Below are 12056 nucleotides of genomic sequence, written 5' to 3' on the forward strand. Positions count from 1 at the left end.
AGAGCGGTTGACCAGAAATTCCGTCATACCATATCCCACCGGAGTATCCTTAATATGTTTTCTTAAATTCCACCAACGGAAATAATACATCTCTTCAAAATTCTTTTGGGGGCATTCGAACAAAGGAATGTTCTCTTCCATCCACTCCGAAGCTTTGGCATTCGGTATGGCCTGCACGATATTCTCGTCTTCCATTGCATTGAAAGCATCGGCATAATGACGGAAACCGGCGTACTTCAAAACCGCCGCAGTGGCATCGGCATCAGTCGAAGCTGTGGAAAAATTGGCAATCCGGAATTCGGACAATGCTTCCTGTTTTCCGGCGCCGGGCAAGTCATATTCCTGATCGGCAGGCGTTTCGGGAGTGGGAAACATACGGACATTTCCCGTACGAAACAAGATACGTTCGACAGAAGCTACCGGAGCATAGAACATACGTTGCCCCACCGGCCGGCCGTCTACCGATATCCGGATATTCCGGTCCTTGACAGAGAGTTCAGCCTGCATATGATAAGTCTTTCCGGGCTCATACTTCATCATATTAGAGAAACGTGAACCGCCTTTTGCCCGTAAGATTCCTTCCGAAGTGAGTTCGATACGCGAACAGGCAATACCATCGGCATCCAGAAATTCGATCTGCAATGTACCACGATCGTTCTGGCCTGCCATGAGATCAAAAGAGACAGTCAGTTGCCGGGAAGCCGGAATCTTGCGTTCCACTTTGGCGTAATCGAACGGATCTTTATCCCGCAGGGTCAACCAAGTATTTCCCGCTTCAGTCTCTAAAGAGACAGGTGCCCACAGGGGTGAATAGATGTTCCACTCCGTCAGATCGGCCAACCGGGCGTAGCGTGAAAAATCTTCTTTAGCATGGCTGCCTGCTTCTGTACGTACCGGAACGGGAATACGGGAAATCCATATATCTTCTTTATTCATGCTATACGTCACCCACAGGTTTCCGTCCTCCGGTTTTCCATTGCCTTCTTGAATGCCGCGTGCATATTGAGGACCATACGATTTATAATTGCCTCCATAACGCATGGGAGGAATTTCTCCGTTTACCAGATTCAAAGTGGTATACTCGAGCCCGTCCTTGCTCAAGGAGATGGCCAGTGGCCAACGAAATTCGGAAGGATTGTATACAGTGGCATACATGCCGTCGCTCAATCGCTGTCCCCAGATTTTGGCATTACTGTTCACAAAACCCTCGGCACGTAACACGGGTTCGGCCCAACTGTGGCCTCCGTCTTCACTGACGGATGTCAAAGCATGCTTCCACAGACAAGCCAGACGGCCGTCGGGCAGTGTATAGGCATTGAAAGCCTTATAGCGTTTTTTCAACGGAAGATTCGGATCTTCCCTGTCGGCTTCTTCCACCCACTGCATCCAATAGAGAGGGTTATCCAATATCTCCCGGCAAGCGGCTACAAATGCCTTATCCTTACTCTTCCGGAAGGGAGGATAAGCAGTGTTCTTTTCATTAAAACCATGATTGTAATAAATGAAGTATATCGGCCCGTAACTGCCGTCTTTTTTTATTTCACGCACGACGCGTCCTATGCCGTTTCCGTCATTCGGATCATCTTTTTTGTCGAAAGCAACTCCATAATTGGCCATCGCTATCAAGCGCCCCGACTTAGAGACATAAAAACCTACCCGTTGGTGCATAATGGCAAAAAGGTCTTTGGCAACCATGCCCGGACGGGATTCCTTCGTATATCCGTCCGGAACGCGGTATGGAGGAAAAAGTACATCCGGATCCGTCCAGTGATACCCGTCCTCGGAAGTCATCAGAAAGGTTTGTGAAGGAGGTACATGTTCATCGGAAGGATCAGAAAGATAGTGCATATAGAACCGCCCGTTCCAATAAGCTAACATCGGTTGGTGGTTGTATGTCCATCCGTTTCCGTTAGAAACGTCGGGGTATTCACGATTGGCGCGCATCACTTGCAGGTTGTGCACACCTACCACCGGAGAGAGTTGCCCGTCATGAGCAGCCGGATTGGAAAGTTCCTTTCCCGTATAGTGTATCCTGTCCTGCCCGTCAATGGCAGTGACAGGGAGAAACAGGGCTAAAAGTAAAATCGACAGTTTGTTCATATTAAAAAAGCCTCTCCCCCGGCCCCTCCCCCAAAGGGAGGGTGGAAGGGGAATGTATTGTTAAATATTTATTAATTCGTAAGACAATCTATCTTCCTTTTCATCAAGGAGAGGATATATATATTGTCAATAATTTATTAATTTGCAAGACGTTCTCTTTTCCCTCCCTTCGGGGAGGAGCCGGAGAAGAGGCCCCTCACTACCGAAGCCGGGGCTCTGAAGATCGTTCCATGCTTGTGTCCCTCGGGCATAGATACATTTGCAGTCTCATCCGTAAAATGAATGAAATCTTTGGTTTTCACAGCGCCGAATATTTTCCGGTTGTAATCGTCGAAATAGATATAATACCAATCACCCACCCTGACCACCGTAGGCCCTTCACAAAACCCGGGGGTAATCGGCGCGGAAGTAGCTCCGAAAGGACCGGTGGGTGACGGCCCGAAAGCCACTTTTATATTCCGGTTATTCCGGGTGTTATCTTTGACAACCAGTACATAATCTTTCGAAGTACGTTTCACCAAAGTAGCGTCGATGGCACTGTATCCCGGATCGTAATAAAGCCGGGTGTCAGAAATCCGGTCGAAATCTTTCGTGGTAATGTAATACAGGCGATGGTTATTGAATTCATCCTCTATCCCTTTTTCAAATTTATAAGGAATGCAGGAGGCCCAGACCACCATAAATTCATCTTTCTCATCATCGTAAAACAATTCCGGCGCCCATACATTCACCGTAGTCGAATCATGGGCCATCACCGGGATGAATTTCTCTTCCGACCAATGGATCAAGTCTTTTGAATGTGCATATCCGAAACCGAGATCTCCCTTCCAACTCGAAGTCCATACCAAATGGAAAGTACCGTCGCCCGAACGTACAATAGAAGGATCGCGCATGATCTTTTGCTTGCCGACTTCCGGCTTGAGCCACACACCTGCTATGCTGTCCCAATGGATACCGTCTTCACTATAAATAAACCGAAGGCCCTCTGTGGCCGGCTCATGAAAAGAGGTAGAGAGATACACCTCTTTTTCTGTACGACAGGAGAGTAAAAGCACTACCATACAAACTCCCATCCATAGACTTTTCAACTTTATCATTTCTTTAATTCGACTGCCTGATATAATATATGTTTACCTATCAAATACTATAAAGATAGACGAAAAGAAAATCGTTTTGTACCCATCTTTACGCAAAAGAGTACCTCCTTATGCAAGGAAGCACTCTTCTATTTTGACCATTTGCAAAATGATATTCTTAATCCTACAGAATCACTTCATCAGGAGAGGGAGAAACGTCACCTCCAAAAACTCTCTCCATTTCCCGGTTCGTTTATTCAGATAGTCCGTATAAAAATCAATTACGCAACAAATATCTGTCACTTTCTGATTTTACCATACGATCTGTTTCCTGAGTTCAAACTAACCGTTCTTTTTAACATTAAAGATCAATCCGTATATTATCATCAGTTAGCTTCAAAAATCATTCTTTAAAGAGGATTTTATTTTTCCCGTAGAGCTTCTTGGAGTTTCCCGTAGAGTTTCGGACCGTTTCTCGTAGAGAAACCGAACCTAACATACCGGGATAATCAAGTTTACATGCCGGGATAAATCACATATGCATCCATCTAAAGCAGGAATATACAGAGAAAAGTGCATATTATCCACTTTATTATGCAATTTATCTTTTAGTTGCCGTTATATTTTCAAAGCACATGTTACAGAAAACAACCATAATGAATCAAAAAGACAGACATTTATCGTTTTCACAAACATTTGTCCAACTCTATTATTCCGCACGGAAATTGGCACATTGGCATATTGGCACATTAAATCATTATTAAAGCGTTCCTCCCCGTGCCTTTACACGTTTGGCCCACTCTTCCCGTTCTTTAGTCAGATTATAACCACGCTTCGAGAGATAATTATTGATACGGCCTTTGTACTTGCCAAAGGCCTCGTGCTTTTTCTTAGAGCTTTCGGCATCCATAGCATATTCACGGGCTTCGACCAACCAGGCATATATCTGTGCTTTCTCTTCTTCCTTCAATGTCGGAATCATATCCAGTTGTGCACTGTACGTGACGTGCAATACATTATAAGTCATCCCGTCTTTCACACCTTCAATCTGCCGGTCATTCAAAAACAATGACAAGGCAGCCGGAAGAGCAAAATGAGAACGATAAAGTGCTGCATCCGCTTTGTCACGGGCAGCCTGTATGGCAGCTTCCTTCGCTTCACCGGTCAGCTTGCTTTTAGCAGCATCGATGGCCGTATCTCTCGCGGTGTAAATATCATTCAGTTCAAAGTAACGATTGGCAATAATCCGGGTCACTTCACTACGGACATTCCGGTCGGACAGATTCAATCCGTCTACAATTTTTTCCGAACGCATCTTGATAGATGCCACATATTCAGGATCCCGATTCAACGAATCCAACTCCACCGCGGCAACGGAAGAGATGGACAGTATGAACAAAAATACTGTCCAAACCATCCGGTTTCTCTTTATTTTATCCATTGATTCCAATCTCTATCACATTAATTTGCCTTTCCCGGCCAATGTATCATAATTATTTTTCAAGTCTGTCCAGTCTACTTTATTTTTCGTACTGATTCCGTTGATATATTTTTCGATATTGGTATATCCGTCTCCGGTACAGTCTTCATTGGCATCGTTAGGGTCATTCGGATTCAAGCCGTTTGCTACCTCCCATTCGTCCGGCATACCGTCACCGTCAGTGTCCACATAAGGAGTTCCTTTATATTCGGGATAACCGCCCACCTGACGAATATCGGTAATAATGCCTTGCTTATAAGAGTCTTTCGGCAAGCGGCGGTATTTGAAAAAGCCTTCCGGATCCTGTGATTTCGGAGCCAGCCCCCAACGGTCGCCATAAGCGTCTTTAGGCAATTTCTTTTCATAATAAGGAATACCGGTCTTCACTTCCTCGATCACACGTTCGTCAACAATGTCCCGACGGGGAATATTGGCTCCTGCATTGGCCAATACATAGTCATATGCCTCGGTTGCAGACATGATATTGATATACGGCATCACAAAAGGCACATTGGTACGCATCTGCTCGGTATACCCTTTAGTGTCAGCCTGATCTTCTACCTGAATACCACCGTTCCAGTTATCCTTGGTTATTTCGGGATAGCCCTCCATGATATTACCGTCCGCATATACGCGGCCATATACTTTATAATCCAGTTTACTGCGACCTGCCTCAGGTTTCAGGATACGATGCCCCACCGGAGTATCCCGGGGAGTCAACGGTCCCGGCTTATAATAATTGTTCACCATGTTGAACATGGCACGATAATCGCCTCCGTCTACCGAACGGTGTACCCAGTTGTAAACCACATTGTTCACAAAATTAAAGATCCCGAACCATCCTACAGAAGGATTACGCCCAGCATTACTTGCCCAAAGATTACGCACGAAAGCACAGTTTTCTCCCCCTAATGTGCTACCGAAAGCATGGTTGTAAGTATCCAATGCCTGAGAAGAAATCGTATTCTGAATCGTCACATTTACCGTAGGCAGTTTCTCTTTATTATATCCCTCTCCCGGGTCATACATATGCCGGTAAAAAGAGATGTTCTCATCCAATCCCCAGCTACACGAACAATGGTCTATCATAATATTACCGATCGGGTTACCGCCAAATGAATCATCGCGATGATGTACCTTGGTTTCTCCCCTGCGAAAACGCATGTGACGTACTACAACATCATGCGTGTCCACCCAGAAAGATTCGCCTGCAATGCAAACTCCGTCTCCCGGTGCAGTCTGGCCCGCAATCGTCACATAAGGAGCACGCACGATAATCGGCGATTCCAAACGAATGATACCGGATACATTGAACACAATGATGCGGGCACCTCCCGTTTCACAAGCTTCGCGGAAAGATCCGGGACCACGGTCATTCAAATTCGTCACCGTAATCACCTTTCCGCCACGGCCGCCGAAACTATACATACCACCCCCTTCGGCACCTGGAAATGCCGGAATCTTTGCCTGTGGCAAATCATCGGGACGCGAAGCCCAAGGTATATACGGGCGACCTTGTTCGGCTTCTTTTTCAATAATAGGAAGGGCTTTTGCCCAAGCCTCGTCCGAACGGCGACGCGCTTCCGTTATCATCTTATCATACTTGGCCTTTGCCTCTTCTGTCAGTTGCGGGTATTGTGCCATCACCGCAACGGGTGTGGCCAATAAAGCAACATAAGCCACTAAAACAGCTTTCTTTTTCATATTTACAGTATTTTTCCGTTTGATCTTCTAACTATATCAGTAAGACGTGGAAGATGTGTTTTTGTAATCAACAGAAACAACATTCGTTTTGCAAAAAAATAAAGAGCCTGCAACCGGAATTCATGTGAAGTATACGTGCTGGTATGCCAAATTCCGATTACAGGCCTCTTATTTCCTGACTCTAAAAAAACACCTATTGAATCATTACCTTCTGAGTCAGATCATTTGCTTTTACAATATAAAGACCTTGCGACATAGTGATTCCCTGAGCCGCTTCCATTGCATTCACGGTCTTTAATACACGTCCGGAGATATCAGTTACCGTAATATTATCCGTTGCATTTTTAACAACAATCTTATTATCATCGACACTAATGGCTACCGTATTTTCTTGCATTGACTGAACAGAAACAGCCTCAGCAAATGTAGCAATGATATCTTTCCAGATGCGGACCCCATTGTTAATTTCCAAACGATAAGAAGCTGTTGCTGCCCGACGGCTCGTTGCAAGCACCGTAACTTCAATATTATCATTTACGGATGTTCCGTCTGCACTTGCCGGTATCTTAACTTCATACGGAGTCGATCCGGTAGCCGGCGTAAAGGTATAATCTACAGGGATATCATATTTCTGAGTTGCTTCATTATAAGCCATAATACAGCATCTCTCGTCCTTTGGAGTCATCTTGAAAGAAGTCAGCATCTTGTTATCACCATCCGGAACAATGGTCAAGTCGGCCAGACGATTCTGGGTCTTAAGCACAAACTTAATCTCATTTTCCACACCACCCGATACACAATCGACATTCAGCGTATCTTTTACATCAGCGGCTACTGCCGGTTCGATCCATTTCACCTCGCTATATTCGGCAGACAGATTGTCGACACCCAAAAGCGGTTCGTACATGCCCGGCTGCACAGGAGTTTCGGAAGTAGTAGAATATAGAATGATTGTCAGTTTTTTACCGCGAAGTTCTTTTATAGTAGTACCTACGGTTTCAGCCACTTTCAATGTCTGTTTGTTAAGAGAACCGTCTTCTGAAGTCGTGTAAACATTATCTTTAGCAAACCAAGTATAATCTTCACCAAAATATTCATTTACGGCAGCTACATTGTTTTCATTAATAGAATCCAACAAAGCAACATCATTACCTTCCTTACCGCAAGCTTTTCCCAACTCACCCAAGTTGATACTGTTCTGTCCGGTAATAACGATCATCTTATAAGAAGACGTTTTACCGGTTGTCCCTTTATCCAAAGTCATCAAGTCTAATTCGATGTCTTTGCATAAGTTAGCTATTCCGTCACTTCCATTGAACGAAATCATCATCACGGTTCTTTTATTAATACCCGGCCAAACCGCCCATGCCTGGTCTTTTCCATTTGTTTCGGGAATATCCATCAAGATATTACCGCATTTCCAATAACGGTGATCAGTACTGACAAGTGTTTCGCCTACCGTATGGGCAGCAATGAGTGAAGCGACATCTTTATAACGTTTGAATTTAGCTCCCTGATTGGTACCTTTCATCCAATGGTAATTATCCAAATAGGCAGCTACATTATTAGTAAGACCTTCCGTCGTTAAAGCAGCACCGGCCAATCCTTTCAAACTATTACAATTAATCTTATTACTTCCTTCGGAACCATCCGTATATCCTTTAGTTGTATTGAATGTAAGAATCAGACGCTTGTTACCATTCTCTAAAGCTTCCGCCCCGTTAAATCCTACGACCGATTCACTTCTATTCGTCTGAAGTTGTGCATTGACTGTACCTAATGTAAAACTACACAAGGCTGCTGTAAGTAAAACTTGTTTTTTCATCTTTTAAATTTTAAATTTAACAAAAATCATTCTATACATATTTTCTTTTATGGCATTACCACTTTGCTGGCAGTTCCATTGAACATAAGCAAATAAAATCCCTGTTCTAAAGTTACCCCTTCCAATATCGTTTCCGGAGATACCGTCATTATTTTAATACCGGACAAAGAGTATATTTCTACCGGCGTCACTGCACCTTCGACTTTAAGAACTCCATTTTCTGTATAAACCGAAGACTGCTGTCTCTCCGTCTCCTGAATTCCTGTTACGGTTTCCACTGTTTTTGCCAGTACAGTCATGAAATACCGGATACCATTATCGATTTCAACTTTATCTACGCCAGGACGGGCAACCACCCGCTTAGGAGCATTGAAAAGCAAAGTCACTTCCAAGTCATCATCCACCAACTGACCGGCTTCCAGTTCCGGAACAGTCATTGTTACCTGACTGCCACTACCTTCCGAAGGTGAATAATTATATGCCACATCTACCGTATAGTTACCATTTCCGTCATTTGCCTTAATAGCACCTGTTTCCGGGAAATTCCATCTGATAGATTGCGCAGGAAGCTTATCAGCATTGCAACGAAAGATCAAAGTTCCCCCTCTATTCTGACTCTTGACACGGAATTTAAACTCTTTCGTGGTATTAATCTGTACCTCCACCGGTACGGAATCATTGTAGTTCACATTCTGATCGACGGCAGTTATCTCGGGAGAAAGCCAGGTAGGTTGCCCGTATGTAAACGATAAATTGTCGAAGCAGACAACCGGATCATATTTACCCTCCTCTACGGCAGCAGAAGATCCCGTAGTATAAAGAAACAGATAAACTGTTTTATAACTCAAATCCGTAACATTCTTACCGATCAGCTTTGTCAAGTCAATCGTTTTTCTATCCCCTTTTGCACCGGATGTATAAATATTGTCGATCACAAACCATTTATCAGTATTATCGGCAGATGAAGCCTTTTCCAACGCTTCATAATCATTCACACCCAGTCCGTTACTGGTATCGATTCCTACCAACAATTTATAATTATTTGTTCCACCGCTTGTTCCGGCATCCGCTGTCACTAAATCGAATGTCACATCACTTTCCATATTACATCCTCTCAATGAGAAGACAACTGCCAACTCCACATTCTTATTGGCACTACCGGGAAGCATACCGAATGCCCTGTCCGTTCCGTCTATTCCGATTAATCCTACTATGGGTCTTTCTGTTCCATAAGCAGTAGCAATAGCCGGAACATCATTCAGAATCAATGGATTGCCGAAGCCATTCAAACTCTCGCATTTTCCCCTGCTCAAATCGACAGAGACAGACTCGCCGGTTTCCGTATAGGCTCTTGCATACAATCCTTTCACTTGTATACTTTCACCGGCATTGGCATCAGAACCGAAATCCAGTAAAAAGCGTTTAGTAGTTTCCGATACATTTTCCACCTTTGCTCCCAACTTCGAATTGTTTTCAATGGCAAACTGGGCATTGGCAGTATTTAAGAGGGCTGCCAAGACAACCCCCGTTATAATCATTCTTTTCATCTTTTAAATCTTATTTTTTGATAAACTTAACGGCAGACTGTTCATCGGCAGTTTGTACTTTCAGGATATATATCCCTGCAGGCAGATCGGATACATTTACCCTGCAAGGTACATTCACCGAAGTGGCAACCGTTTCTGTGCTTAATACTTGTCCGTAGAGTGTTGTAATCTCCATCCGGACGCTTTCCTGAACATCACTCTGAACACTCACATAGATATAATCGACAGCCGGATTCGGATAAACCGAGATTTCCTGATCATTCTTTGCAGAATGAATACCGGTAGAAACGGCTTTTTCACCCACTCTGACAGCAAATGAACGTACCATAGAAGCACCATCCTGGTCTGTCACTTTTACATCTACATTCACAATACCCTCAAAATCTTTTTCCGGAGTAACTTTCAATATGCCTTCGTCAACCGTTGCCGTAGCATTCTGAATGGCAGCTACCGTATAAACCGGAGTGGTCTTGGAATATCCCACAAAATAGGGAGCCAAATCAAACTCTGCCTCTTTATTCACTTCGACTGCAGTATGAGGTACAGCCATGTAGTTCAAATACTCTTCCAGGTTTGTATATCCATCTTCGTCGTCATCCGCATTTGCATCAGAGAAATCACCTACTGCCGATTCCGGGTTTGTTCCGAACATAATTTCCCACCAGTTAGGCAAACCATCCATATCTGTATCAAATTCACTCAGATCTACAATTTCCTCGGGATAGTCTTCCCAACCACCGGCATCATCCTGATGATCGATCAATCCCGGCTCTCCGGTTTTACTACCTTTATAAGTAGCTGTTCCATCCAAAGTTTCTTTTACAATACGTACATCATGATCATCAAACATAGGCAATGTACATCCGACGTCCGAAAGTACCGCTTTGTAGGCATCTTTTGCTGTATGAACAGTGGCAAACGATTCAAAGAAAGGTTCTGTCACAAAAGGATCATATTTCTTATCACCATTTGGCCATGAACCATCCACACAGCCATTCTGAGGATTACTCAAATCTTCATACCATCCCTCTACGATATTTCCATTTGTATAGTATTTCTGTGTACCCGGATAATCATCATGCTGCAAATTCAAGGCAGTTTTTTTACCCCCATTCAATGTAGCCGGTCCCGGCTTATAATAGTTATTCACAAAATTCACTTCATGCGCACCGCCATCAGTCGTACGGCCATCCCAGTTGTAAACCACATTATTGAAAATATCCATGCGACCGGCAAAATTACCGTCACCATCCAATCCACCACCTAAACTCCAGTTACGTCCTTCATTATGAGCTAACAAATTATGATGGAAACTACCAATATCCCCACTAATCGTCGCCGCATAACCATGACGGGTTCCGGAAGGATAATTCTGGTGATCCGCTGCGTTCAATGCTTCGGCCAGCATGGTTTTTTGCAATGTCAAGTTTTGTCCGCTACGTGAAGAGAATGCCTCATCAATAGACCAACTTACCGACAGATGATCGAAAATACAATGATTAGCACCGTTCAATCCGGTTCCGTCATAAGTTTGACCGGCTCCGATACGTATACGCATAAACCGCATCACAGCATCACTGGTACCACTAAAGCCAAACGGCGCTCCCTTCAAACAAATACCTTTATTCGGAGAAGTTTGTCCCGCAACTGTAACAAAAGAGTCCGACAAGGTCAAGCGTGTCTTTAATGTAATAATACCGGAAACTCCGAAGACAATCGTACGGGCTCCCTTCTCTACGGTAACAGCATAACGCAGACTTCCCGGAATCGGGGTTTCGCCGATGGTAGGATCATAATCCTGCAAATTAGTCACATATACCACTTTACCGCCACGACCGCCACGTGCAAAACGTCCATATCCCTCAGCACCGGGGAAAGCCAATAAACGCGGGGAGAACTTCCAGATATCCCCTTTGGTTATCTCACCATTCGCTTCGACTTCATCTATACGCCAATAATAATAAAAACGGGAAGTTAAATCATTTAATGCAAAAGTAGTATGTGCCTGTTCCCCTTTATAACAAGAAGATGTCTTATCTGCCTGAGCTACAGTCAGTGAATCTGTTCCTATATAAACCTGATGCGCAACAGCATCCGGTGCCGATGTCCAACTCAAAGTATAATTACCATCTTCTGCATTCACATGGATATCCAAGTTTTCCGGAGAAGGAGATTTTGCTTGTTTAGCCAGATTAGGAACATCCAAAGCCAATCCGTTTATAATAACATTTATTGAAGGTGCCGATGACGAATAATTCGGATAGAAACGGAATTTGACCGGTTCTCCCTCCACCGCCTCAAACTCGATATAGGCTGGGGGCGCC

At 44.1% G+C, this 12056-nt stretch carries 7 protein-coding genes; all 7 read right to left on the reverse strand.

The window, feature by feature from the left end; all coding sequences use genetic code 11:
• A partial coding sequence (locus QVP90_RS11455) for an exo-alpha-sialidase (protein ID WP_369678145.1) occupies window positions 1-2100 on the reverse strand: 2100 nt, incomplete at its 3' end.
• 137 nt (window positions 2101-2237) lie between these two features.
• Window positions 2238-3197 (reverse strand): glycoside hydrolase family 43 protein, encoded by a 960-nt coding sequence (locus tag QVP90_RS11460; RefSeq protein ID WP_005925560.1) that lies wholly within the window; start codon window positions 3195-3197, stop codon window positions 2238-2240.
• Between the two features lie 739 nt (window positions 3198-3936).
• The gene (locus QVP90_RS11465; RefSeq protein WP_021936505.1) at window positions 3937-4593 is read right to left on the reverse strand and encodes a DUF3826 domain-containing protein; all 657 of its coding nucleotides are present in this window, start codon (window positions 4591-4593) and stop codon (window positions 3937-3939) included.
• A 39-nt stretch (window positions 4594-4632) separates the two neighbouring features.
• A complete protein-coding gene (locus QVP90_RS11470; protein WP_007478686.1) occupies window positions 4633-6360 on the reverse strand; it encodes a thrombospondin type 3 repeat-containing protein in 1728 nt (575 codons plus the stop codon).
• A gap of 193 nt (window positions 6361-6553) precedes the next feature.
• Window positions 6554-8185 carry a hypothetical protein gene (locus QVP90_RS11475; RefSeq protein ID WP_005925568.1) on the reverse strand — a complete coding sequence of 544 codons (1632 nt, stop codon included), beginning with the start codon at window positions 8183-8185 and terminating at the stop codon, window positions 6554-6556.
• Between the two features lie 47 nt (window positions 8186-8232).
• Window positions 8233-9732 (reverse strand): hypothetical protein, encoded by a 1500-nt coding sequence (locus QVP90_RS11480; RefSeq protein WP_264380772.1) that lies wholly within the window; start codon window positions 9730-9732, stop codon window positions 8233-8235.
• 10 nt (window positions 9733-9742) lie between these two features.
• Window positions 9743-12056: T9SS type A sorting domain-containing protein (locus QVP90_RS11485; RefSeq protein ID WP_288204355.1), on the reverse strand; the 2314-nt coding region annotated here is incomplete at its 5' end.

The sequence above is a fragment of the Bacteroides sp. CAG:189 genome (genome assembly GCF_000432295.1).
GTDB lineage: Bacteria > Bacteroidota > Bacteroidia > Bacteroidales > Bacteroidaceae > Bacteroides > Bacteroides salyersiae.

Coding starts and splice junctions, on each gene's coding strand:
- QVP90_RS11470 (WP_007478686.1), bottom strand. CDS start 6,360: ATGAAAAAGAAAGCTGTTTTAGTGGCTTATGTTGCTTTATTGGCCACA.
- QVP90_RS11460 (WP_005925560.1), bottom strand. CDS start 3,197: ATGATAAAGTTGAAAAGTCTATGGATGGGAGTTTGTATGGTAGTGCTT.
- QVP90_RS11465 (WP_021936505.1), bottom strand. CDS start 4,593: ATGGTTTGGACAGTATTTTTGTTCATACTGTCCATCTCTTCCGTTGCC.
- QVP90_RS11475 (WP_005925568.1), bottom strand. CDS start 8,185: ATGAAAAAACAAGTTTTACTTACAGCAGCCTTGTGTAGTTTTACATTA.
- QVP90_RS11480 (WP_264380772.1), bottom strand. CDS start 9,732: ATGAAAAGAATGATTATAACGGGGGTTGTCTTGGCAGCCCTCTTAAAT.